This is a genomic window from Citrobacter sp. MGH110, from assembly GCF_001037515.1.
Classification (GTDB): domain Bacteria; phylum Pseudomonadota; class Gammaproteobacteria; order Enterobacterales; family Enterobacteriaceae; genus Citrobacter; species Citrobacter portucalensis.
On record NZ_KQ089830.1, the window covers coordinates 2697663 to 2720860 of the forward strand.

24 protein-coding genes and 1 pseudogene are annotated in these 23198 nt (G+C 51.8%); 10 read left to right on the forward strand and 15 right to left on the reverse strand.

All coding sequences use genetic code 11. The features are described 5' to 3' along the window. Positions 1-2 precede the first annotated feature (2 nt). From SK38_RS12790 to SK38_RS12825, 8 genes are all read right to left on the reverse strand, one after another. The gene (locus SK38_RS12790; RefSeq protein WP_048236059.1) at positions 3-1124 is read right to left on the reverse strand and encodes a flagellar basal body P-ring protein FlgI; all 1122 of its coding nucleotides are present in this window, start codon (positions 1122-1124) and stop codon (positions 3-5) included. Between the two features lie 14 nt (positions 1125-1138). Continuing rightward, positions 1139-1804 carry a flagellar basal body L-ring protein FlgH gene (gene flgH, locus SK38_RS12795; protein WP_048236060.1) on the reverse strand — a complete coding sequence of 222 codons (666 nt, stop codon included), beginning with the start codon at positions 1802-1804 and terminating at the stop codon, positions 1139-1141. A 107-nt stretch (positions 1805-1911) separates the two neighbouring features. Beyond that, positions 1912-2697 (reverse strand): flagellar basal-body rod protein FlgG, encoded by a 786-nt coding sequence (gene flgG, locus SK38_RS12800; protein ID WP_048236061.1) that lies wholly within the window; start codon positions 2695-2697, stop codon positions 1912-1914. A 30-nt stretch (positions 2698-2727) separates the two neighbouring features. Next, on the reverse strand, positions 2728-3465 hold the full coding sequence (locus SK38_RS12805; protein WP_048236062.1) for a flagellar basal body rod protein FlgF: 738 nt from the start codon (positions 3463-3465) through the stop codon (positions 2728-2730). Positions 3466-3474: 9 nt separating this feature from the next. Beyond that, positions 3475-4677: a flagellar hook protein FlgE gene (gene flgE / locus SK38_RS12810; RefSeq protein ID WP_043015266.1), complete on the reverse strand. Its 1203-nt coding sequence runs from the start codon at positions 4675-4677 to the stop codon at positions 3475-3477. 26 nt (positions 4678-4703) lie between these two features. Further along, the gene (locus SK38_RS12815) at positions 4704-5564 is read right to left on the reverse strand and encodes a flagellar hook capping FlgD N-terminal domain-containing protein (protein WP_048236063.1); all 861 of its coding nucleotides are present in this window, start codon (positions 5562-5564) and stop codon (positions 4704-4706) included. Continuing rightward, positions 5564-5995, reverse strand: coding sequence for a flagellar basal body rod protein FlgC (flgC, locus tag SK38_RS12820; RefSeq protein ID WP_006685942.1), 432 nt, complete (start codon positions 5993-5995; stop codon positions 5564-5566). The genes SK38_RS12815 and flgC overlap by 1 nt, the downstream gene beginning before the upstream one ends. A 2-nt stretch (positions 5996-5997) precedes the next feature. Beyond that, positions 5998-6345: a flagellar basal body protein gene (locus tag SK38_RS12825; protein ID WP_048236483.1), complete on the reverse strand. Its 348-nt coding sequence runs from the start codon at positions 6343-6345 to the stop codon at positions 5998-6000. Between the two features lie 82 nt (positions 6346-6427). Between SK38_RS12825 and flgA the strand changes: the two genes are divergently transcribed. The 10 genes from flgA (at position 6428) to SK38_RS12875 (ending at position 17179) form a co-directional block, all read left to right on the forward strand. Then, entirely contained in the window at positions 6428-7198 is a 771-nt protein-coding gene (flgA, locus tag SK38_RS12830; RefSeq protein ID WP_048236064.1) for a flagellar basal body P-ring formation chaperone FlgA, read from the forward strand. 96 nt (positions 7199-7294) lie between these two features. After that, positions 7295-7582 carry a flagellar biosynthesis anti-sigma factor FlgM gene (gene flgM, locus SK38_RS12835; protein ID WP_048236484.1) on the forward strand — a complete coding sequence of 96 codons (288 nt, stop codon included), beginning with the start codon at positions 7295-7297 and terminating at the stop codon, positions 7580-7582. 12 nt (positions 7583-7594) lie between these two features. Further along, positions 7595-8023, forward strand: a complete 429-nt coding sequence (gene flgN / locus SK38_RS12840) for a flagellar protein FlgN (RefSeq protein WP_048236065.1) — start codon at positions 7595-7597, stop codon at positions 8021-8023. A 133-nt stretch (positions 8024-8156) separates the two neighbouring features. After that, entirely contained in the window at positions 8157-9101 is a 945-nt protein-coding gene (locus SK38_RS12845) for a lysine-N-methylase (protein WP_048236066.1), read from the forward strand. A gap of 56 nt (positions 9102-9157) precedes the next feature. Then, positions 9158-11719, forward strand: coding sequence for a glycosyltransferase (locus SK38_RS12850; protein ID WP_048236067.1), 2562 nt, complete (start codon positions 9158-9160; stop codon positions 11717-11719). A gap of 31 nt (positions 11720-11750) precedes the next feature. Beyond that, on the forward strand, positions 11751-12824 hold the full coding sequence (locus SK38_RS12855; protein WP_048236068.1) for a glycosyltransferase family 2 protein: 1074 nt from the start codon (positions 11751-11753) through the stop codon (positions 12822-12824). Next, positions 12824-13939: a DegT/DnrJ/EryC1/StrS family aminotransferase gene (locus SK38_RS12860; protein ID WP_048236069.1), complete on the forward strand. Its 1116-nt coding sequence runs from the start codon at positions 12824-12826 to the stop codon at positions 13937-13939. The genes SK38_RS12855 and SK38_RS12860 overlap by 1 nt, the downstream gene beginning before the upstream one ends. After that, complete coding sequence (locus SK38_RS12865; RefSeq protein ID WP_048236070.1) at positions 13936-15204, forward strand: ATP-grasp domain-containing protein; 1269 nt, start codon at positions 13936-13938, stop codon at positions 15202-15204. Before SK38_RS12860 ends, SK38_RS12865 begins: the two co-directional genes overlap by 4 nt. Before the next feature lies 1 nt (position 15205). Then, complete coding sequence (locus tag SK38_RS12870) at positions 15206-16396, forward strand: sulfatase-like hydrolase/transferase (protein ID WP_048236071.1); 1191 nt, start codon at positions 15206-15208, stop codon at positions 16394-16396. Positions 16397-16447: 51 nt separating this feature from the next. Beyond that, complete coding sequence (locus SK38_RS12875) at positions 16448-17179, forward strand: class I SAM-dependent methyltransferase (protein ID WP_048236072.1); 732 nt, start codon at positions 16448-16450, stop codon at positions 17177-17179. 57 nt (positions 17180-17236) lie between these two features. Here SK38_RS12875 and SK38_RS12880 read toward each other — a convergent pair whose 3' ends face one another. The 7 genes and pseudogenes from SK38_RS12880 to SK38_RS12910 all read right to left on the reverse strand — a co-directional run bounded on the left by SK38_RS12880 (position 17237) and on the right by SK38_RS12910 (position 23162). Continuing rightward, positions 17237-17632, reverse strand: a complete 396-nt coding sequence (locus SK38_RS12880) for an FAD synthase family protein (RefSeq protein WP_048236073.1) — start codon at positions 17630-17632, stop codon at positions 17237-17239. Then, positions 17629-18072: pseudogene (gene fliJ / locus SK38_RS12885) on the reverse strand (flagellar export protein FliJ). The gene SK38_RS12880 and the pseudogene fliJ overlap by 4 nt, the downstream one beginning before the upstream one ends. A 2-nt stretch (positions 18073-18074) precedes the next feature. After that, the gene (fliI, locus tag SK38_RS12890) at positions 18075-19415 is read right to left on the reverse strand and encodes a flagellar protein export ATPase FliI (protein WP_048236074.1); all 1341 of its coding nucleotides are present in this window, start codon (positions 19413-19415) and stop codon (positions 18075-18077) included. After that, on the reverse strand, positions 19408-20118 hold the full coding sequence (fliH, locus tag SK38_RS12895; RefSeq protein WP_048236075.1) for a flagellar assembly protein FliH: 711 nt from the start codon (positions 20116-20118) through the stop codon (positions 19408-19410). The genes fliI and fliH overlap by 8 nt, the downstream gene beginning before the upstream one ends. 3 nt (positions 20119-20121) lie before the next feature. Further along, positions 20122-21138, reverse strand: coding sequence for a flagellar motor switch protein FliG (locus tag SK38_RS12900; protein ID WP_043015252.1), 1017 nt, complete (start codon positions 21136-21138; stop codon positions 20122-20124). After that, positions 21116-22795, reverse strand: coding sequence for a flagellar basal-body MS-ring/collar protein FliF (fliF, locus tag SK38_RS12905; protein WP_048236076.1), 1680 nt, complete (start codon positions 22793-22795; stop codon positions 21116-21118). Before fliF ends, SK38_RS12900 begins: the two co-directional genes overlap by 23 nt. 4 nt (positions 22796-22799) lie before the next feature. After that, the gene (locus SK38_RS12910; RefSeq protein ID WP_047406025.1) at positions 22800-23162 is read right to left on the reverse strand and encodes a flagellar hook-basal body complex protein FliE; all 363 of its coding nucleotides are present in this window, start codon (positions 23160-23162) and stop codon (positions 22800-22802) included. Between the last annotated feature and the right edge of the window lie 36 nt (positions 23163-23198).

The following is a 23198-nucleotide window of genomic DNA, read 5'->3' on the forward strand; positions in this document are numbered from 1 at the left end:
CATTAAATTACCTCCAGATCGGCATCCAGCGCCCCGGCTTCATGCAGGGCCTGTAAAATAGACATAATGTCGTCCGGCGTGGCTCCCAGGCTATTGAGCGCATTAACCAACGTTTTCAGGCTGCTGGATTCAGGCAGCGTAATCATCCCCGGTCGGGCATGATTCACCGAAATATTGCTCTGCGGCGTCACCGCCGTACGGCCTCCGGCAAAAGCATTCGGCTGGCTGACGTTACTACTTTCACTGATGGAAACCGTCAGGCTGCCATGCGAAACCGCCGCCGCGTGTAGGGCAATGCCATCCCCCATCACCACCGTGCCGGTACGCGAGTTAAACACCACGCGGGCGCGTACTTTTTCGGCCTGAACCTGAACGTCATCTAACTGCGACATAAAGGCGACGCGCGCCCCTGGGCTGGTTGGCGCACGGACGCTGACGTTGGTTGAGCTTTGTGCCGTGGCAATACCGCCAAACGAGGCGTTAATTGCCGCCGCAATGTTATTGGCATCTTTAAAGGAGGGACGTTTCAGATTAAGCGTAATGGTATCGCCCATCTGGAAGTCGCTGGGAATTTCGCGTTCGACCGACGCGCCGTTCGGTATCAGCCCGGCGGTTGGCGTATTCACGGTCACACTTGAGCCACTTGCCCCGGTCGCGTTCATCCCGCCGACCACCACGCTCCCTTGTGCGAGGGCATAAACTTCTCCATCTGCGCCGTGCAGTTGGGTGAGCAATAACGTGCCGCCACGCAGGCTTTTGGCATCGCCAATTGAGGAGACTGTGACATCAATGGTCTGCCCGCGCGAATACATGGGCGGTAGCGTCGCGCTGACCGCCACCGCCGCGACGTTTTTCACCTTCGGATCGATTTTGCTCGGCAGCTGTACGCCAAACTGGCGCAGCATGTTGGTAATGGTTTGGTTGGTGAATTTGACCTGGTTTTTATCCCCGGTTCCGTCCAGCCCCACCACCAGGCTGTAGCCGACGAGTTGGTTTTCCCTGACGCCCTGGACGTTGACCAGCGACTCCAGAGATTGCGCCTGCATGGTGCCCGGCAGCGCCAGGCTCAGGGCGATAACGATGCCGTTTAACGCCTTCATCCAGCGCCCGCTTAAGTGTTGCATATCAAAATCCTGCATTAGATCGGGAAGAGAGGATGGTTAAACAGACGCGTCAGCCAGCCCGCCGCATTGGCATCGCTCAATGCGCCACGACCCGCATAGGAAATACGTGCATCGGCAATACGCTGCGATGAGACGGAGTTGTCGTTCTGAATGTCATCGGCGCGCACCAGACCGCTCAGGCGTATGTACTCATCTCCCTGATTGAGGGTGAGCCATTTTTCACCGCGAATCTCCAGAATGCCGTTCGACTGTACCGAATGCACCGACACCGTAATTTCACCGCGCAAACTGTTTTGCTGCTGCGAGGTCGCCGTGCCGTTGAAATCGCGATTGGCGTCCACGGAAGCGGAAAGGTTATCTTTGGTATGCCCAAATAGCGTTGGTGCGCCGATATCAACGGTATTGTTCTTACCGAAATTGGTTTTCGCCTGTTTGCTCGACTGGGTAGATTCTTCCAACATCACGGTCAGGATGTCGCCCACCCGATAGGCACGGCGGTCCGCCGTCAGCGACCAGTTATACCCTGTTTCAAACACGCCACCCGCACGGCCATCCGCCGTTGGCGGCGCCTCGGTTTTGGGAGGAGCAAAGAATTCGTCATTTTTTTTGACCAGGAGGGCCTGCGATTCGCACCCGCTTAACAGGGGAAACAGGACCACCAGCCAGAGATAATTTTTCACGTTCTGCCTATATTCTGCCGGATGGCGCTACGCTTATCCGGCCTACAAATGGGTGTTGCTTATTGGCCGGATAAGCGTAGCGCCATCCGGCATGTCACATTCTTGCGTTACAGCGTCTGACTAATAAACTGCAGCATATCGTCTGCCGCTGAGACCATTTTGGCGTTCATCTCATAGGCACGCTGTACGGTGATCATCGCCACCATTTCATTGACGATGTCGACGTTCGAGCCTTCCAGTGCGCTGTCCTGCAACGTTCCCAGGCCATCTTCCCCCGGAATACCTTCCGTCGGTTGACCGCTGGCTGCCGTTTCGAGATACAGGTTGTCGCCTTCGGCTGAAAGCCCCGCCGGGTTAGCGAAGTTCACCAGAGTCAGTTGTCCGAGTTCGGTCGGGTCGCTGTCGCCGGGAAGGATCGCCGTCACGGTACCGTCTTCGCCAAATGCCACGTTAGTCGCACCGGCGGGTACGTCGATTTCCGGTTGCAGAGGTAAGCCTTCGGAGTTGGTTAACACGCCATCAGCGTTAATCTGCATGTTGCCGTCACGGGTATAAGCAATGTCCCCGTTGGCCTTTTGCACCTGCCAAAACCCCTGCCCCATAATGGCGACATTCATCGCGTTGTCGGTGGTTTCCACATTCCCTTCGGTGAAGGTTTTTTGCGTTCCAACGATGCGCACACCGCTACCGAACTGCATTCCGGTCGGCATGATGTTGTTTTGATCGAGCATCGCGCCCGGCGCTTCCTGAGTCTGATAAAACAGATCCTGGAACATCACGCGGTCACGCTTGAAGCCCGTGGTGTTAACGTTGGCGATGTTGTTGGCAATCGCACTCATCTCAGCATCCTGCGCCGACAGGCCGGTTTTACTGATCCATAACGCTGCGTTCATAAAACTTTATTCCTGATTAAAGGCCACGACTCAGGAGCCGCGTAGCAGCCTGTTGCCGGAGTCGCTGAGATCTTCAGCCGTTTTCATCATTTTGATTTGCGCTTCGAACTGGCGGTTCATCGCAATGGACGACATCATTTCGCTCACCGCAGACACGTTACTGCCTTCCAGAAAGCCGCCGCTCACTTTGATGTTTTCATCGCGCTGCACCGGTACGCCATCCACTGTCACCAGCATCCCCTCGCTATTTTTCGCCAGATTAGCAACCGGAATATCCACCAGCTTCAGACGATCGATATCCATGGTGGCGGTAACATCGCCGTCGTCGGGCGTAACCGACAGCGTGCCGTCGCTGCCGAAAGAGGCAATCGCGTTCGGCGGCAAAATAATCGGGCCGTTATCCCCGAGCACCACGTTACCGTCGATGGTCAGTTGCCCCTGATCGTCCTGCTGAATATTGCCGTTGCGGGTGTAGACCTCGTTTCCGGCTTTATCCTGCACGGCGATATAGCCGGTTCCCTGAATGGCGACGTCCAGCGGGCGTTCGGTTTTTTCCGCCACGCCGGTGCTGTCATTGACGCCGCTGGGACTTTCCTTCGCCATAAAACGCGTGTCGAAGCCACCACCCTTCACTTTTTCATTGCTCGCCATCGCCATATCCGCACGAAAACCATTGGTATTGACGTTGGCAAGGTTATTGGCGCTAATCTGCTGCTCCAGTAGCGTCTGGGTGGCGCCGCTCAACGCGGTATAAATCAACCGATCCATTTCTTAGCCTTACATCGCCTGGAAGAGAGCCTGATCCAGCTGCGTACTGGTGGAAATCACCTTGGTGTTCGCCTGGTAGTTACGCTGGGCGGTCATGAGATTGACCAGCTCGTTGGTAATATCCACGTTGGAGCTTTCGAGCATGCCGGAGGAGAGCGTGCCGCAGGAGCCGGAGCCTGGCGTGCCAATCAGCGGCGTACCGGATTCGCCCGTCTGCACCCAGGCAGTCCCGCTTACCGCTTCCAGCCCGTTCTCATCCGGGAAAGTGGCCAGCACCACCTGCCCCTGCAGCATGCGTTCGCCGTTGCTGTAGGTGGCGTAAACTTTTCCGTCGTCATCAACCTGCACGCCGTTCTGCGTCGCGGAGGCATAACCAGTGGCGGAGTTGGTGGTGACCGAGAAATCAGAGCCGTACTGAGTACAGTCGGAGTAGTCAATGGTCATCGAAATCGGTGCGGCTTCATCGGTGGTGAAGGTAATGGTTTGCGGCGTGGTGGGATCCGTCAGCTTACCGGTATTCGGATCGAAGGTCAGCGTGGTCGGCGGTACGCCACTTTGCGCTTCACCATCAAAGGTGTACTGCACTTCCCAGGTGTTATCCCCGGTTTTAGTAAAGTACTGGCTAACCGAGTGCTCATTACCCAGCGAGTCATACACGGTGGTGGTGTAGCTGTCGGTGTAGGTATCGCTGTTATTCGCGTCAAACGGTACGCTGGCGCGATCGATCGCTTCATCGCTGGCGTCAAAGTTTGCCGTGAAGGTCATGCTGTCCGTGGCCTGCGCCGGGATGTTGCCGGTTTTAATCTGGATATCCGTAACGGTACCGGTTTGCAGCGTGCCGCTGTCATCAACCGGATAACCCTGCAGGTAATCGCCGGAGGCATTGACGATATAGCCGTTTTTGTCCGTCACGAAGGAACCGGCGCGGGTATAGGAGATGTTCCCGGCGCTGTCGCACATAACAAAAAAACCATCATCATTGATAGCCAAATCCAGCGCATTACCGGTTGAAACCATTGAGCCGCCGGTGGAGATGCTTTGTGCCGAACCCGCCACGCTCACGCCCATCGCCTGCGTTCCGGCGTACATGGCGGAGAACTGAGTGGTCATCGATTTATATCCGACCGTACCGGAGTTCGCGATGTTGTTACTGATGCCATCAAGCTGTTCGTTGACGGCGTTCAGGCCCGTCGCTGCAATTTCATAACTCATTGTTTCTTCCTGTAATGTAAACTAAATCAGAGCACCGTATTGCTGTCGGCGTTGTCGCTGCCGTCATCAGTATCAGGCGGCGTGGTGTCATCAGTGCTGTCCGGTACGCCAAACTGGGTGATCATGGTGAATGGCACTTCGCCAACGCCGTCAACGTTGAGTACCGGCGTGCTGCCATCGAGCGGAATACGCACATCTTCCACCTTACCCGTCACCTCAATCGGCACTTCCTCTTCTCCGGTATTGGTCACCACAGATACGCTGTAATCACCCGGCGGGATGCCGTAATCGGCAGGATTAATATCGAAATCCACCTGGCCTGGTCCAACGGAGGTTTCACCTTCCGGAATCAGCGACACGGTGTAGTCGTCACCCGCTTCATCGGTAAAGTGCAGATCCACATCGGTACAACTGCCATCCAGCGTGACGCGCCCCTGGATCTCCTGGCTGTTGTCTTCGATATCCAGCGAGGTGGTTTGCACCATGATGTCGTCGCCGACCATATTCCCCAGTGCCATCACCTGAATGTTGCTCATAAGCACGGCGTTGGTGTTGGCCTGGACGCTCATCTCTTCCATCATGGCAACCTGCGCCATGGAAGAAAGCTGGTCGATATAGGCCGTAGGATCGGTGGGATCGGTCGGGTCCTGGTTTTCAATTTCAGCCACAAACAGCGTCAGAAACGTGTCGACCGCCGAGGTTTCGGTGGACGTTGTGGTCGTTGGGGTGCTGCTGGTATCCGTGGTTGACGACGTGGTTGAAGAACTGCTGTCTCCCACATTAGTGCTTTGCGTCGTGGCACCGACGTTATTTTCAGCAACAGTCGCCGTCTTCTCCTGAGAAGAAGCCAGCGCCTGAGATTGGGCATACAGAGCCAGGGTATTCATTACACTTCTCCCAGTTTGAGTAAGCTTTGCTGCATACTTTTGACGTTATTCAGCACATCAACGTCGGTTTCAAAATCACGTGAGGCAGACATCATGTCGGCCATTTGCTCGACTACGTTGACGTCTGGATACCAGACGAAACCGTTCTGGTCCGCCATCGGGTGGTGCGGCTCATAACGCTTCACCGCCCCTCCGCTTTGCATGACGTCCTGTACCTGTACGCTGGCGCCATCAATGGCATGGCGGTTGTGCCCACCTATCAGGCTATTGTTGTAAACCGCGGCAAAAACCGGGCTACGCGCCTTGTAGGCCTGCGCCTCACTGCTGGCGGGAGATTCCGCATTCGCCATGTTGCTGGCGACGGTATTCAGACGGATGGTTTGCGCCGTCATCGCCGAGCCGGAAATCTGGTAAATATCAGTAAACGACATGGTTATTTCCCTTCGATGGCCTCTTTGATACCGCTAAGCTGCAGGTTCAAAAAGGTCAGACTGCTTTGATAATCCATACTATTTTGTGAAAACCGGGCCTGCTCGGTGTTCAGCTCTACGGTATTGCCATCCTCTGAGGGCTGCATCGGCACACGGTATTTCACGTCGACCTCGGGCTGCACATTTGTGCGACTTGCCCGTTGCATCTCAGCGGCAAAATCAATATCTTTAGCTTTGAAATTTGGTGTATCGACGTTTGCCAGATTCGCGGTCAGTAGCTCGGTCCTCTCAAGACGTAACTTCACTGCCTGCGGATGTACACCCAATGCCTGCTGAAAACTGATTCCCATTTCTTGCATCACTCCTGCGTAGATATCGCTGTTATTAGCAATATATATGCCAACTTTTAAGTGATTGATGAGAAATGACTTTATGAAACTCCCCTTCTATGTAAGGAAGCCTTCTTTCCCCTTTACCGCGGAAATATTGCTAGCTTTATGCTGCGTCTTACCCGTACATGCCGCTGTCCATCCCATTCAGCACAGCGCCCGGGAACAGATCAACGCGCTGGTCCTGACAGCGGCAGGTCATGAAATTGACGCGCTGGCGAACAAACGGCAGTGGCAGGACTATCGCTACACGTTCAATATCTATATTCCCTCCGCCGTCAGCACCAGCGCACTATGCGCAATAGCCCCCCAAGTCACCTCCAGCACCTCCCCGGAGATGGCTCTGACGCGAATGAACTTTGTGGTGAGCTGCCCTGGCAGCGCGGGCTGGCAATATAACGTTGCAGTGCGCCCCGACGTGTCGGTGCCGGTAGTGATGCCAAAGTCGTTGATTGCCCGAGATACGGTGATTACGGCCGACGACCTGCAGCTTAAAAAATTCAATATCAGCAACCAGCGGGAAGGGTTGATGACAAATATGGATGAGGCGATTGGCCTTACCAGCAAACGAGCCCTGCAGCCGGGTAAACCGATTACCCGTAGCGAGCTGGTTCAGCCCATATTGGTTAAACGCGACCAGCCGGTGATGATCGTCTCCCATACGGCCGGGATTACCGCCTCGATGCCGGGCGTGGCGTTGAAGAACGGTCGTAAAGGCGATGTGATAAAAATTCGCAACAGCAGCAGCCAGCGAATCATTAGCGGTATGGTGGACGATACCGGCGTGGTCACTACGCTCACTGCTGAGCAGTGAAGGGATTTTTTGTGATGGGATTAAAGTTTTCCTCTATTGCCGTCGCTTTTAGCCAATAACGGATAACCAACCCAACGAAATATGTACGAGGTTGCTATGAAAATTACCCCGACTCTGCCAGGCAATCGCCCTGCATCAACAGCCGATCAGGCGCGTTCAGACAAGAGCAGCGTGCAGACGAGTACGTCCAACACTACGACGCTTTCCGCCGACGATATTACTCAGGCGGGATTACAAACGGCGCAGCAAACGCTGAACAGCGATCCGCAAAGCGACGTTGATTACGACAAAGTGGCGCAAATGCAGGCCATGCTGGCCGCAGGCGATATGCAGGTTGATACCCAGCAGTTGGCTGGCGACATGCTCAGCTTTTTCCAGAAATAAGAGGCCAAAATTGTGAGTAGCAGGCTACAGAAGGTGAAAACTCTGCTTCAGGGCATCCGGGAAGACGGGACGCGATATGACGCGCTCAGACACCAGTTGGAACAACAACGTCTGTGCATGATCCGTCGCGCCAGTGAAGAGCTGCTGGCGGTCAATGACACAATCCAACAGCATTATGAGCAGTTGCAAAACAGCAGCCAGCAGCGCCGATCAATCTTGCAATTACTGGGCGTAAGCGTCGATCGTGCAGGGATGGAACAGGTATTTAGCTGGTTACCCGGCGTACAGAAAAGTGCCGCAGAGGGCTGGTGGCAGAGCCTTGAGCAAAAAGCCAAACGCTGCAAAGCGTACAACGAAAAAAACGGCGATCTGCTGATCCGCCAGTATGAATTTATTCAGGCTTTTTTAGGCACCGAGCCGGATTTTATTTACCAGCGCTAAAACTTCCTTCCCTGACGCGGAAACCCGCTTTCCGTGCTCAACCTAACCAATTGATATAAATAGAATAAAAATTCAGGCATGGATATTGCATTGATATAACCAGTCTGAATATTGGGATTGCTGAGAACACGTTATGAGTATGATTGATTGCTATGAACCCGACTTTGTCCGGGTGTTTTTATCCCACCATCCGGATTCCGTTTTACTGGCCAACATACGCTGGAAAACGGAAGTACGTCAGAGTCTGGTATTAACCAATCCGGCCTGCTGCCAGGCGGCATTAGGCGATCCCAACGCCTTTGTACTGCATACCTCGCAATGTGCAGCCGATGCAGACAGCCCGGCGTTATCCCAACGCGATCAGGTACTTAACCAATCTGCTCTGCATACCATCACGCTCCCCGGTTTGTCACCGGAGCTGCGCCTGTATGCGCTGGGCATCATGCTCTCTTTTTCCGAGAAATGCCCAGGCGACAGCGACCCTACGCTTGAGAAGCTGGCCTCGCTGCCGCAGGTTCTGGCTGACCATGCACAAAGCGGAAAACTGCAGGAGCAGTTCGCTCAGTTGCCCAGCCTGCCCCAGTTGCAGCGGGAACTGATCACCCAAATGGGCAACTGTGAGTTCAATTGGGATCTGTTGCCGGATAGCACGCGCAAGCTGAGCTTACCTCTGCAGGTCAGCCTGCTGATGCTCCAGGATGCAAACAGTGAAGCTATGCTCCAGCAGCAGTTGCAGGAGCAATGGTTACATACCTATGAGCGCTACTTTGCCCAGGACGCATGGATATTCAGTAACTATCTGATTTATCGCCTGTATCACGACACATTCCCACAGCACGAGAGTGAAAGCGTGCTGCAGCGTTTCTTCTGGCTGGTGGCTGACGTCTTTATGCTGCGCACACTGTTTAGCCTGTGGACGATGGATGATTCTACGCTGAGCCATGACGAAATTTATGCACTTTTCGCGGTAGTTGAAGACTGGCGAAACCGCAGCGATGCCGCCGCAGTACGTCAACAAATTCAGAATTTACTGCCGGGAGATCATCTACTCTCGGCGTTCTCCCTGCTTACACGTTAGCGCCTGTTGGCCGGGTGAATACCCGGCCCTTTTTCGAATCGCGAATACACATCACCATGTCTGAATCCTCCAAAGCACGTTCCGCCCTGACCGGCATCGTTAAAACGCTCGACACTGGCCGCGAAAAACCGTTTGTCAGCGTCGTTACACCAACGTGGAACCGCGCCGCTTTCTTACCCTATTTGCTGTATATGTTCCGTTATCAGGACTACCCTGCCGACCGCCGGGAGCTGGTGATCCTGGATGATTCTCCGCAAAGCAATCAGTCGATCATTGACAGACTGACGCAGAATCATCCGGAGAAATTTAATATTCGTTATATCTACCATGCGGAAAAACTGACGCTGGGCAAAAAGCGCAATATGCTCAATGCGCTGGCGTTAGGCGAATATATTCTCTGCATGGACGACGATGATTATTATCCGGCGGATAAGATCTCTTACGCCATCGATATGATGCAACGCCATCGGGCGTTGATTTCCGGTTCCGATCAGATCCCTATCTGGTACAGCCATATCAACCGCCTGTTCAAAAGCCGCAGCTTTGGCCCGCAGAACATTCTCAACGGTACCTTTTGCTACCACCGCAATTATTTAAAAAAGCACCGTTACGATGATGACTGCAACTTAGGCGAAGAAGAAGGATTCACCAACCAATTCACCGCCAACCCGCTGCAATTGCCGGGCGAACGCACCATTATTTGTATCTCGCACAGCCAAAATACGTTCGATAAAGACTTTGTGCTGGGAAGCAGCGAGCCGCTCAACACCTCGCTGGCCCAGGCGATTACCGACCCGATGCTAAAAAACTGGTATCAGAGTCTGCATAACGCCACCCATCATCAGCCGATCCAGTGGGATTACATCGATCAGGTGGTGATCGTGAATCTGGAATCTCGTCCGGATCGTTTAGCGTACATCCAGCAAGATCTGGCGTTTCTCAATTTCCCTGCGCAAAAGGTTACCCGCCTTGCGGCGTCAGTTGCCACTAACGGCCAGACGGGTCGCCGCCAGTCTCATATGCAGGCGCTGCAGCTGGCACAGCGTAACGGCTGGAAAAACTACCTGCTACTTGAAGACGATAGCGTGATCCTGAAGCAGGAAAAGCATATTCGGGTACTCAATTCGCTTCTGCACGCGCTGCCAGGCTTTCCGTGGGAAGTGGTTATCCTCGGCGGGGAAATTAAACAAGGCCGTGAACTCAAAAGCCTCAATGGCATGATCCATGCGCGTGACTGCAATAAGGTTTGCGCCTATCTGGTCAACAGCAGCTATTACCCGGCGCTGGCTCAGCAAATGGAACATGACCTCTCCGATACGCTCGAAGGGCAATGGCAACCGCTGCTGCGTGAAGGGAAATGGCTCTCTTGTTATCCGAGCATCTGCTATCAGCGAGCGGGATACAGCGATATCGAGAAAAAAGAAACCGATAACATCGGCTACTACTTCAACAAAATCAATATGAAACCTGAGACAGTCAATACGTTGGTAAGCCACTCGCCTGCTACGACATCCACGCAGATAGATGCCATTGGCTTCTATATGGAAACCTCACTGCATTACGCGGTCTACCGCCCCATCATTAGCGAACTGCAAGCGATGGGCCAAACCTGCTCGCTGCTGGTCAGTGACAAAATACCCAAATCGTTTCTCGATGAGATGACCGCGACGATTAAAACCATTAACGATCCTGCGCTCGGTGGAACGCGTCTTTCTGCGATCATTGAGAAGCGTCAGCGCTTCCGGTGCCTGGTCAGCCCTTACTACACACCGTTGCTGAATGGGCTGGCGGATACCCATGTTCGTACCCTGTATGGCCTGGCGAAAGAAGAGTGGAACCATGCCTGGTGGAACGCCTTTTATCATCGCATCCTGTGCTACAGCCACTATAGCCAGCGTGCGCTTGACATCGGTGGTAGCGCTAAAGTGGTGGGTAATCCCCGTTTCGATGAATGGCATAACCGCACTTACGATACCGCGCTGCCCAACAGCCTGAAGCTGAATGCGAAAAAGCAGACCATCCTGTATGCACCAACCTACGGCGCGCTAAGCTCGCTCCCCCATTGGGCGGAGCAGCTCAGCCGGTTAAGCCATGAATATAATGTCGTTACCAAACTGCATCATGGCACCCAGCACAGGCCGGAAGAAGCCGCCTCTCTGGCACTGGCGCAACGCTACTTAAAAAACAAACTGGACGATCCGCAGCATCTGCTGGCGCTTATTGCGCAGGCGGATTATGTGCTGACGGACAGCAGCGGCTTTATTTTTGACGCCCTTCATATGAATAAACGCGTCATTTTACTGAGCTGGCCGGAGATGAGTTCTCTGCTGGATGGCCAACAAAGTTTCTCGACCCCCGACAGCGCAGATCAGCGCATCCGTAACATCCTTCCGGTGGCACAGGATATACAGACGTTGCGCCATGCACTCTCTTGCGAGTTTGACTGGGCTGCGCTGGAAGCACCATTGGCTGAGATTCGCCACCACTATTGCGATGCGTTTATGGATGGTCAGGCGGGGAAACGGGCGGCGCAGGAAATCGTAAAGCTCATCGATGCTTCGCCCCGGCAGCAAAGCAATACGCTGCTGCTCAGTTTGCAACAGAAGCTATTTAGTTGATAACACAATAATTTTCGCCAGAGATTACGCTATGCCAACGCCTTTAGTGAGTATTATCGTTACCAGTTATAACCACGACGCTTTCCTTGAAGAGGCGCTGGATAGCGTCTTTAACCAGACGTGGAAAAACACCGAAGTCATTATCGTCGATGATGCCTCTACCGATCGGTCCGTCGAGATCATAAAAAAATACCAGCAGAAATATAACTGCAAAACGATACTGCGGGAGACCAACTATTATTCGCAGAAGGATAAAACTGGCGATAAACCGATCATCGAAGCCATGAACATGGCCACGGGAAAATATATTGCCGTGGTCGACTCAGACGATCTTATTGTTCCCACTAAAATCTCTCACCAGGTTAATGTGTTAGAGAAAAACCCGCACTGTGTAATGTGCTATAGCGCCATTCAGGTCATCATGCCTGACGGCTCGCGTTTTCCTTACAGCGACATTTTTCTTGATGGCGACGTTTTTCATCATCTGTTGGTTTCCGGAAATCTAAGTCTTTATATCGGATCGTTAATCCGCCGTGAGGCGTACCTGAAGATAGAGCGTTCCGATCCACAACTGGTCCAGGAAGACTGGGACATGTTTCTGAAACTTTCTCGCCAGGGTCATTTTATTTCAACGCAGCGTTTAGTGGCCTACTACCGTCGACATGACAATAACACCTGGTACAGAAAAGATAACAGCAAATTAATGTACCGAAACAGGATGATGATCCTGAATCAATGGAAACATGAAGACGCCTGGGTAGAAGCGATGAACAGTCGCTGGAAACAATATGCTCACCCCGATCATACGCTGGTCAAGGAAGATATTGATGAACTGTTGATTGAGCGACCAACGGACCCTTTGTTGCATTTCCAGGGTTTTATCGTTGCCGTTCACAATAAAGATGTTATCAAAGCGCAATATCATATTGTGCAAGCCATCATTTATTGTGACGTTCGTCTGGAGATTTTACCGCAATTATATTTCGCGGCCTTAAAGAGCATTACTGATAATAAAATAAAAAACACGATCCTCTCCAGCCTCAAAAGCAGACTGCCCGACCAATACCAACAAATCAGCGCAAAATTCTCTCAGGATCTTCAGTAATGAAACAAGCAGAACCAAACCTTATCACCGTCACCAAACCCTTCTTGCCTCCGCTTGAGGAGTTTATGCCTTATCTGCAAGAGATCTGGTCAAGTAAGCAATTAACAAATAACGGCGTGATGCATCAACTACTTGAGGAAAAGTTAGCCTCTTATTTGAACGTACCCTATATCTCGCTGTTTTGTAATGCCACCATCGCCTTAATCGCCGCGATGCAAACGCTGCGAATTAAGGGTGAGGTCATTACTACGCCCTATTCTTTTGTTGCCACCACGCACAGTATTCTCTGGAACCAGTTAACGCCGGTATTTGTTGATATTGATCCACACAGCTTTAACATCAACCCACAGCTGATTGAATCTGCAATTACCGCCAAAACGGGATTGATCATGCCGGTACATGTCTACGGGCAAAGCTGCAACACCGCAGAAATTGAAAAAATATCCAATAATTACGGTATTCCTGTTATTTACGATGCGGCGCATGCCTTTGCTGTAGAAGATTGTGGCGGAAGCATTCTACGCCATGGCGATCTTTCCGTACTGAGCTTCCATGCCACCAAAGTGTTCAACACCTTTGAAGGTGGTGCCATCGTTAGCTACGATAAAAAAACCAAACAACGCATCGATTATCTGAAGAACTTTGGTATTGCTGACGAGTTAACCGTTGTCGCGCCTGGCATTAATGGAAAAATGAATGAGGTCCAGTCCGCTTTTGGTCTCTTGCAATTACAGTATGTAGATGAGGCGATCGCGAAACGCCAACAAATCGATAAATGTTATCGTGAGCAGTTGGCCAATACACAAGGCATTTTCATTCCTGCAGGCAACGCTAATCACAAGAGTAACTACAGCTATTTCCCGATCCTCGTGCGTCCTGATTATAAAATGTCGCGGGATGCGTTATACGATCATCTCAAAAGCCATAACATCTTAACGCGGCGGTATTTCTACCCCCTGCTGTCTAATCTCAACATGTACAAAAACATGTCTGGCGCCAATAAAGAGATGCTGCCAGTAGCAAACCAAATCGCCGAACAGGTGCTGTGCCTGCCGATTTATCCAGATATGACATCCGCTGAACTTAGCACCATTATCGAGCTGATTACCGCATGATCAATGTCCTTATCTTCCCCGCGGGAACCGAGATTGGGCGTGAGATTTACCTGTCTCTGCGCAACGAGAAAAACATTAATCTGGTTTTGGCTGGTGCCGACTACGATAGCCATGCCCGCCACTACGCTTGCGAGTACCATGTCGTGCCGGATGTTACGCATCAGGATGGGTTACCCGTCTTGCAGGCATTACTTGTGCAAGAAAGTATTGATTATATTTTTCCGGCTCATGATGACGCCCTTCTTTTTCTTTCTGAAAACCGGGAGGTGCTTTCCGCTACGGTACTCTGCCCATCGCAGGAAACATGCCGCATCACGCGGTTTAAAAGTAAAACCTACCAGGCGCTTAAGGATACGGTCCCTCTTCCTGCCGTATTCAATGATCCCAAAGAGATCGCGCACTGGCCCGTATTTGTCAAACCCGACCGCGGGCAAGGTGCGCAGGGAGCTTTGCGGGTTGATTCTCCAGAGAGGCTGGCATCGCTCCTCGCAGAGAGAAATGACCTGATCATATGTGAATATTTAAACGGTGAAGAATTCACCGTGGACTGTTTTTCCGATCGCGTGCAAGGGTTATTGTTTTGCCAACCACGCGTACGCTCGCGGATACGAGCCGGTATTGCGATGACTTCCGCGTTAGTCAGCCTGCCGGAAGTTGAAACTTACGCACGTGCTATATCACAGCGATTACAGCTATACGGTGCATGGTTTTTTCAGTTGAAGCGTTCTGCCTCGGGTATGCTGACATTACTGGAAGTTGCTCCGCGAATTGCTGGAACAATGGCGCTCAACCGCGCCAATGGCATCAATTTCGCCATGCTGACATTGTACGAAAGTATGCGCGTTAACGTCTCGCTGCGCCCGCTCGCTGAAAACCTGCAAATTACCCGCAGCTTAGCCAATCACTATACGTATGATTTTACCTACCGGCATGTGTACATCGACTACGATGATACGGTAGTGCTAAAAGATAAACTCTGCGTGCCTGTCTTCACCTTTCTCTGCCAGTGTCTGAATCGCGGAATAAAAATTCATCTCATCACGCGTCATGCCGGTGATATTTACGCTGAACTGGCGCAACGGCGGATTAACGCTTTATTTGACACCGTCACCCACTTGGGTAAACACGATAAAAAAAGTGATTATATTCACGAACCCGACGCCATATTTATCGATGACAGTTTTCGCGAGCGGCAGGAAGTTTCCTCTGTCACCGGCATTCCTGTCTTCGACATCAGCATGCTCGAACTATTAATATGTGAATAACATGAAAAAAAACATTATATTTTTGCATCTTGAAAGTCTTAATCACACGATTTTTAATAATCGACAGTGGTTTCCTTTTACTAATAAAATCTATAACCAGTCGCTGCGATTTAATAACTTTATCTCGACGGCAACCTCCTCACTGATGGCGTTAAGCGACCTCTTACACGGGGATGACAATACGTTAGAGCATAATACCCATCTTGAGGAAAACATCTCCATTCATCGACACTGTCCCGCGCTTTTCGATACTTTAAAGCAGCACGGATACACCACAGCAGGTATGGGATACCCAAAAAACTGGGCAAATGTCGATGCAATCTGGAGTGAAACAGATACCTTTAACTGGTATGACACATCGAAAATAATGCTGGCAGAAATGCAGCAGGTCGTGTCGCGGCCGGAACCCTTTGCGCTCTACTTATGGAATCTCAGTAGCCATCTTTGTTATTACGACGACATCAAAAAAGGAGGCGCTAACAGCCTCGAACGCTGGCAGCGCGGTTATCAAAGCATGGATTTTATGGTCGGCCAGACCATTAAAATGCTACTGGAATCCCAAAAACTCGATAATACAATTATCGTCGCCTTTGGCGATCATGGTGATGACTTTTGGGGACATGACTTTTATGGCGGCTATGCCCATGGTATTGAACCGTATACATCATTAGTACATACCCCAGCGTTTATTTTTTGTCCTGGAATGAAATCGGCTGATTTAAATCATATGGTTAGCATGGTTGATATCTATAATACGGTTTTGACATTAGCAAATGTACCTTCAACGAGTTGTGACAATAAGTTTTTTGCATTAACCCCGCAACGTAAAGTCTGCTTTAGCCGAAATCTATTTGCACAACAAAAAAACCAACACCAGGGAAGCCCCTTAAAAAAAGGTTATGCTATCACCAATGAATATTTTCATTTGATGAAAGTAGATAGTAAATTCAAGATGTTTCTATGGAAAACCGATCCGGCAAACCAGTTAGATATTTTAACATTATTAAAAGATAGTAAGTCAGGTACTCCATACCTCGATCTCAAAAAGGTGGACCGACAGCGTATGGGTGGGGCCCATCCTCATATCACGCATTTTTTCTCAGCGGATATGGCGCAGGTATTAGCTGATAACTTTCATCATCTACAGCAACAACTGGATTCATGGATCGATAGTAAAAAAAGCCATAAATGAAGAAAAGTCACTTCCTGCCCTAAAAATACATTGAGATTATTGAGACGATTCATGAAATTACATTCGACACCATCCCCCCAATGCAAAATTTGCGATTCATCACCAGAACTCTATGGAGTGACTGACTTTAATGTATCTTGCTATGGCAACAATGTGCATAGATACAACTATCCTCTGAGCGGCCATGCTATCTATTATTATAAATGCAAAAACTGCGGTTTAATATATACCCACGCTTTTGATACATGGTCTGATGATGATTATTCCCAGCATATATACAATGCAGAGTATACTAAACATGATCCCAATTTTATCTCTAAAAGGTCTACCCATAACTTCAATTTGCTGCACAATGCTTTCAAAAACCTCAAAAGTTTTCGCATGATTGATTTTGGCTGCGGCGACGGTCAACTGGTCAAGTTGCTAAGAGAATATGGTACTGATGCTGTTGGCTGGGATCCATTTAATAATTCAGCACCAATGCCAGAGGAAAGATTCGAGTTTATGACTTCATTTGAAGTCATGGAGCATACGCCAACGCCAGTCAAAACAATGGAGATTATAGACTCTCTTCTGGATCAAGAGAATGGGAAATACTTCTTTTCAACTCTCACAAATGACTTACACCTGGCTGAGCTAATGAACTTTTGGTATATAGCCCCACGAAATGGTCATATTACCATTCATTCAAACAAATCTCTTGATGTCCTCTTCGCTAAATTTGGAATGAAAGTAAAACACATTTCAGAACTATATCACTTGGCTTATAAACACCGTGATTAACGGTCTACTCCTTACTTCATAAAAATTCAGTCAGGAAATACTATCGCTTATAATTTCTTATTTAAATTTCTTCACCACCTCAATAATCGAGGTGGTGGAGATTGATGGCGTTCTGGGAAAATAGACCACTTCACACAGGTATGACAAACTATCAAAGCGCCCTGCCCAGTCATCGCCCATCACCAGCGTATCGGCGTTAAACTGGCGAATATAGTCCGCTTTTTTCTCCAGCGACTCTTCGAGAAACACGCTGTCCACACATTTCAAGCCGGCAACAATCCCCATGCGATCGTTTTGGCTGTAAACCGGCATCCGGCCTTTTTTCTGCATATTTAGCGCATCGGAAGATATACCGACGATCAGTCGTCCACCCAACTGCCCGGCGCGTTGCAGAATACGCAGATGCCCGATATGAAAAACATCAAACGTGCCGAAAGTAATGATCGTTTTCATACCAGCCCCAGCGTCTTCTGTCTAAGCCAGCATTGCGTGGCAATTTCATCTATGGCTTTTTGCTCTTTTACCTGCGCCTCATTGCTCAACTCGTAGCGCTTATCATCGAGCGTCATGGCGACGATTTTCTCTTCGCAGGCCGCCGCGACGAGGTTTTTCTGAATACGCTGCTCTTTGATTTTAGCCAGCGTTTTCTCCTGCTCTTGTCAGGCAATAACCGTGCGCAGCGTGCCCTTGTATCCGGTCACGTTTTTGAGCGATTCAACGGAAGGTGCCTCAACGCCGGTGCCTGTTTTTTGGATCAGATAGCCCAGCGCTTTGATGTTATTGTCAAAACCAGTACAAACCTGCTGCTGTTTAGCCAGCTGTACCGTCATGTCTTTGACCGATTTATCCCGCAGGCGCTGCAGTTGCGCCAGGGTATCGATAATTTGCCGCATGATTATTTACCTTCTGTTTTCTTCGCCAGTGGAAACAGGGCCTGTAAGCGGCTTTGCACCAGCTCCAGAGAGGCCGGTTCACTGACTTCCTGGCGCAGAAAACGCTCGATGGCGGGGAACACTTTGACGGCCTTATCCACGCTGGGATCGGCCCCTGCAACATATCCGCCCAGCGGGATCAGCGGCTTAATTTCCATATAGGCGGCATAGTTTTGTTTCAGTAGTCGGGCCGACTGTTGGTGAGCGTGGGGCATTACCTGGGTCATACATCGACTGATCGATTGCCCAATATCAATGGCTGGATAGTGTCCGGCCTCCGCCAGCTTACGCGTCAGCACGATATGCCCGTCCAGCACCGCACGCGCGCAGTCGACGATCGGATCCTGCTGATCGTCCCCTTCAGCCAGCACCGTGTAAATGGCGGTCATCGACCCTTCGCTTTCACTGTTGCCCGCGCTTTCCACAAGCTTTGGGATCATGCCGAACGCCGACGGCGGGTAGCCTTTCGTCGCCGGAGGTTCCCCCAGGGACAGCGCAATTTCACGCTGCGCCATGGCATAACGGGTTAACGAATCCACCAGCAGTAAAACGTGATGTCCGCGATCGCGAAACCAGGCCGCGATAGAGTGGCACAGCTCGGTGGCTTTCAAACGCATCAACGGCGACTCATCCGCCGGAGCCGCCACAATAATAGATTTTGCCAACCCTTCCGCGCCCAGTGAATTATCGATAAACTCTTTCACCTCGCGGCCACGCTCACCAATTAACCCCACCACCACGATGTCGGCCTTGGTCTGGCGGGTGATCATCCCCAACAGCACGCTTTTTCCCACGCCGCTGCCGGCCATTAATCCCACGCGCTGGCCTTTACCGATAGTGAGCAGACCGTTGATTGCTTTTACGCCAACATCCAGCGGTTGGTTCACCGACCGACGCGTGAGGGGGTTGATAGACGGTGCCTGAGGTGGCAACACGTCATTGCCGGTCAGACGACCTTTGGCATCCAGCGGTTCGCCCAGGCCATTGACCACCCGCCCCAGCCAGCTTTCGCTAATCAGGATCTCCTGAGCTTTTTCTTCGGGGAATACGCGCCCGCCCGCCATCAATCCGACGGGGTGCTTGAAGGGCATCAGGTAGGTGATATCGCGGTTAAACCCCACCGCTTGCGCGTCGATCAACGTATGGTTGGCGCTTTCAACGCGGCACAACTGGCCGGTCGCCAGCGGACAACCCACGCTCTCCAGCAAAATGCCGTTTACGCGTACCAGTCGCCCGGCAACCCGGGCTAAAGGGATTGACTCAATGGAGCGCAGCGCGTCGTCAAAGCAGGATAGATCACTCACCCGTCGGCTCCGGCAGCAGCGACTCTTTCAGCGCCGACATGCATTGGTCGAGACGATGCTCGCAGCCAATATCCAGCTCGGATTTATCGGTAATCACCCGACACTCGCCCGCCTGTAGCTCGGGAGATGGGGTCAACCCCCATTCAGCGACCTTCTCCGGCGCAGCATCTTTGATACGGTTAAATTCTTCATTACTCAGCAGGACCTGTAGCGACTCAGGCATGGCCGGAAAGGCCGAAATCGCCTCTTCAACCAGCGATAGCAACTGCGTCGGTTGCAGTGCCAGCTCGCAACGAATCACCTGACGCGTAACCTTTTCAACCAGTTGCAGCAGGTCTTCCCGCTGTTTACGCTGAATGTGCGCCAGGTAATCGTTCACTTTGCCCGAGATAGCTTCCAGCGGCTGCGCTGCCCGCTCAAACTGTTTACGCCCTTCCTGCTGCCCGGCCAGGCTGCCTTCAGTGTATCCCTGACGACGGCCTTCATCGTGTCCTTTCTGATGGCCTTCCTGAAAGCCCTGCTCCTGGCCTTCGGTCATCCCTTGTTCAAAGCCTTTTTGCAGACCTTCCTGGAAGCCGTCCATCAGTTGGCGCTGATAATCCGCCGGCGTGATCCCCGGCGTGAGCTGTTCAGCCTGCAAATGGCGCTGATGAGGAGGAAAGCGGTGCAGTCGGTAACGACCACGAATGGTTTCAATCGCCATGTGTTACTCCGCCGTCTGTTCAGCAAACAGCTGAAGCTGAATTTCACCCGCTTCCTCAAGCTCGCGGGCAATCCCCATGATCTCACGGCGGATCTGCTCAATACGGCTCACCGGAACCGGACCCAGGCGCGACGTTATCGCCTCCAGCTGTTGTACCTGACGCTTAGGCATCACGGCATAAATCGAGCGACGCAACAGCGCTTCGGTACCTTTCAGCGCGACCGCCCAGTCTTCCATCGGTACTTCGTCGAGCAGGCGACGGCGCACTTCGTCGCTTTGGCGGCTCAAAATGAAGAAGTCGTACATTTCGTCCTGCAACTGTTCGAGGACATCTTCATCGCGTTCACGCAGCTGATCGAGGATCACCTGTTGGTTACCCTGGAAGCGGTTCACGATATCTGCGGCCTGCTTGATCCCTTTCACTTTCGAACCATGTTCGGACAGCACCGACAGCCCACGTTCGATCAACCGATCCAGCTCATCCACCACGTCGCGATTCACATCGTTGAGCTTGGCAACCCGATAGAGGATCTCGTTTTGCACCGACTCACTCATGTAAGACAATACCGTGGCTGAGATCTCCGGCGTCAGGAAGGCAAGGAAGACGGCCTGCAATTGCAAATGCTCTTCTGAGATCAGTATCGCCAGCTGGCGCGGTTCCACCCATTGCAAACGCGCCATCCGTGAGCGGATCTCATCACCGTAAATGCCGTTGATCACGCTGCTGGCGATTTCCGTTCCCAGCGCTTTATTGAGGATCCCTTGCAGCATGGAACGCGAGGCGCCGTTAATGCCGCTCTGCTCGCGAAACTCATCAAAAAAGTTATTGATCACTTTTTTCGCCATGCTGGTTTTTACGCCAGACAGACGCGCCATGTTTTCACTGAGACGAACCACCTCTTCGCGGCTGAGCTTTTGCATCACCGTGGCTGCCGCCTCCTCGCCCAGACACAGCAATAAAATTGCGGCCTGCTCAAGGTAGCTGTTGTTACTGCCGTTATTTATTGTCAATTCGCTCATTGCTGGTAATCCATTGTCTGAGAACTTCAGCTACGCGATCGGTGTCGCTCATCGCCAGTTTTTGCAGGAACTCCAGCTTCACTTCCAGACCGGAGCTCTGCGAAGGCAGGCTGTCGTCACCAGGGAAAGAAGGCAGTTCGATATTTTTGCGTTCATCTTCTGCGGCCGCAAAATGGGGTTTGTCCGCAGGAATTGCGATTGGTACAGCGTCCAGCGCCAGTTCAGGCGAAGAGGTCCTGCGGCGCTCGGCGGTCAAACGTTTCATCACCGGGCGCACGACAAACAGCAGCAGCAGTAAAGCCAGCAGGCCGCAGCCAATTAAGCGAACCCAGGCCAGAATGCTGTCATCCTTCCATAAAGGCAGTTTCGGCTCGACAGGGATCGACTGCGGCACAAAGTTGAGCAGCGACAAAGACAGGTTGTCGCCACGCCTGGCATCAATTCCGGCAGCGTTATTCAACAGCGCCGTCAACTGGGTGGTTTGTTCCGGTTTCCAGTTCTTTAATGCAGGCGCGCTCTGATTGAGCACTACGGCCACATTTAAACGTTTGATGTCGAATCCTGGATGCTGGATATGCTCAACGCTACGGTCCCAGGAGTAGTCGCGTTTGTTCTCGCTATGTTTTGACAGCGCGGCTGGCTGGCGAGATTCTTCTGGCGTTGTCCCGGCGGCGCCGTTTCCTACCTGGTTTGCCGCCAACGGAGGACGGTTACTTAGCGAGCCAGGGATCCCCATGGCGATTTGGTTGGTATCGCTATCGAGTACCGTTTCTTCACGATTTACCTTCGGCGTATCGCCGTAATGCTCCTGGGTTTCGTCGATATTGCTCAGATCGAGATCCGGCATCACGCTCACTCGGTAGTTGCCAGTGCCGACCAGAGAGTCGAGGACATTTGCAAGACTGGCACGGGTCTTATCCTGAATATCCTTGAGGATCTGGTCGCGTTTACGCGTCGCCGCAGAAACGGCTTCTCCCGCACCAATGCCGTCGGACAGTAAATTCCCCGCCTGATCGACAACGCTAACCTTCGACGCATTCAGATTGGGCACGCTGCCGGACACCAGATGCACAATGGCATTGACCTGGTCCATATCCAGCTTGCTGCCGTAATGCAGACGCACCACGACCGAGGCGCTGTTTTGCGGCTCATCGCTGACGACAAATGAGCTCTCTTCATTCAGCGCCAGATGCACGCGGGCGCTCTCGACGGCGTCCAGCGTCATAATGCTCTGCGCCAGTTCGCCTTCCAGACTCCGCTTGTAACGGACGTTTTGCACAAACTGACTGGCGCCCAGCACTTCGTCTTTATCCATCAGCTCGTAGCCGCTGGGCAGCATGGCCTGCACGCCTTTCGCCGCCAGCGTCATCCGCGTTTTCGACAGCGCGTCTTCCGGAACCAGAATTTGCCCGCTCTGCGGGTCAATACGGTATTCCAGTTTTTCGCCATCCAGCACGGTGACTATCTGTGAAACCGGGAGATTTTCCTGGCTACCGTACAACGAAACATAGCCATGGTTACCGTTCCACAGCACGCTGACAATTATGGCGGTAGCCGCAAGCGCCGCAGCCGCCACCAGCATCAGGCGTTTATTACCATCCAGTCTGAAAGAGAACGAGGGTGAAAACTGAGTGAGTTTTTTTATTAATTCATTCATAGCGTTAGACTGACATGCTCATCAGGTCATTGAATCCGGAAGCGACTTTATTTCTGACCTGTACCAGCGCAGAAAACGATAACGATGCCTGCTGACTGGCAATCATGGCCCCCGCCAGATCGTCACTTTTTCCCATCTCAATGGCCGTTTGTTTTTGCTCCGCGACCTGCTGGAATTGATCAACATGATTCAGCGCGCCCTGCATGACGCGGTCGAACGAAACCGGAGAAGATGCCAGTTGGGTGCCCACGGCGTTAATCTGCATCGGCGAAAGGACAGGCGCCTGCGCGACCGCTTTCATCTGCTGCATGTCCTGCATCATTTGCGTCTGCATGGTACTGGCTGGGGCTATCGTATTTATGCTCATGACCTACTCTTAAAATTAAAAAAGCGTTCTCGGTAC

Coding starts and splice junctions, on each gene's coding strand:
- SK38_RS12900 (WP_043015252.1), bottom strand. CDS start 21,138: ATGAGCGAATTGACAATAAATAACGGCAGTAACAACAGCTACCTTGAG.
- SK38_RS12845 (WP_048236066.1), top strand. CDS start 8,157: ATGAGTATGATTGATTGCTATGAACCCGACTTTGTCCGGGTGTTTTTA.
- SK38_RS12815 (WP_048236063.1), bottom strand. CDS start 5,564: ATGAATACCCTGGCTCTGTATGCCCAATCTCAGGCGCTGGCTTCTTCT.
- SK38_RS12855 (WP_048236068.1), top strand. CDS start 11,751: ATGCCAACGCCTTTAGTGAGTATTATCGTTACCAGTTATAACCACGAC.
- SK38_RS12880 (WP_048236073.1), bottom strand. CDS start 17,632: ATGAAAACGATCATTACTTTCGGCACGTTTGATGTTTTTCATATCGGG.
- flgM (WP_048236484.1), top strand. CDS start 7,295: ATGAAAATTACCCCGACTCTGCCAGGCAATCGCCCTGCATCAACAGCC.
- flgG (WP_048236061.1), bottom strand. CDS start 2,697: ATGAACGCAGCGTTATGGATCAGTAAAACCGGCCTGTCGGCGCAGGAT.
- SK38_RS12875 (WP_048236072.1), top strand. CDS start 16,448: ATGAAATTACATTCGACACCATCCCCCCAATGCAAAATTTGCGATTCA.
- SK38_RS12860 (WP_048236069.1), top strand. CDS start 12,824: ATGAAACAAGCAGAACCAAACCTTATCACCGTCACCAAACCCTTCTTG.
- SK38_RS12790 (WP_048236059.1), bottom strand. CDS start 1,124: ATGCAACACTTAAGCGGGCGCTGGATGAAGGCGTTAAACGGCATCGTT.
- flgA (WP_048236064.1), top strand. CDS start 6,428: ATGAAACTCCCCTTCTATGTAAGGAAGCCTTCTTTCCCCTTTACCGCG.
- SK38_RS12910 (WP_047406025.1), bottom strand. CDS start 23,162: ATGAGCATAAATACGATAGCCCCAGCCAGTACCATGCAGACGCAAATG.
- SK38_RS12825 (WP_048236483.1), bottom strand. CDS start 6,345: ATGGGAATCAGTTTTCAGCAGGCATTGGGTGTACATCCGCAGGCAGTG.
- flgE (WP_043015266.1), bottom strand. CDS start 4,677: ATGAGTTATGAAATTGCAGCGACGGGCCTGAACGCCGTCAACGAACAG.
- SK38_RS12870 (WP_048236071.1), top strand. CDS start 15,206: ATGAAAAAAAACATTATATTTTTGCATCTTGAAAGTCTTAATCACACG.
- fliH (WP_048236075.1), bottom strand. CDS start 20,118: ATGGCGATTGAAACCATTCGTGGTCGTTACCGACTGCACCGCTTTCCT.
- SK38_RS12865 (WP_048236070.1), top strand. CDS start 13,936: ATGATCAATGTCCTTATCTTCCCCGCGGGAACCGAGATTGGGCGTGAG.
- fliF (WP_048236076.1), bottom strand. CDS start 22,795: ATGAATGAATTAATAAAAAAACTCACTCAGTTTTCACCCTCGTTCTCT.
- SK38_RS12850 (WP_048236067.1), top strand. CDS start 9,158: ATGTCTGAATCCTCCAAAGCACGTTCCGCCCTGACCGGCATCGTTAAA.
- flgC (WP_006685942.1), bottom strand. CDS start 5,995: ATGTCGTTTACTGATATTTACCAGATTTCCGGCTCGGCGATGACGGCG.
- SK38_RS12805 (WP_048236062.1), bottom strand. CDS start 3,465: ATGGATCGGTTGATTTATACCGCGTTGAGCGGCGCCACCCAGACGCTA.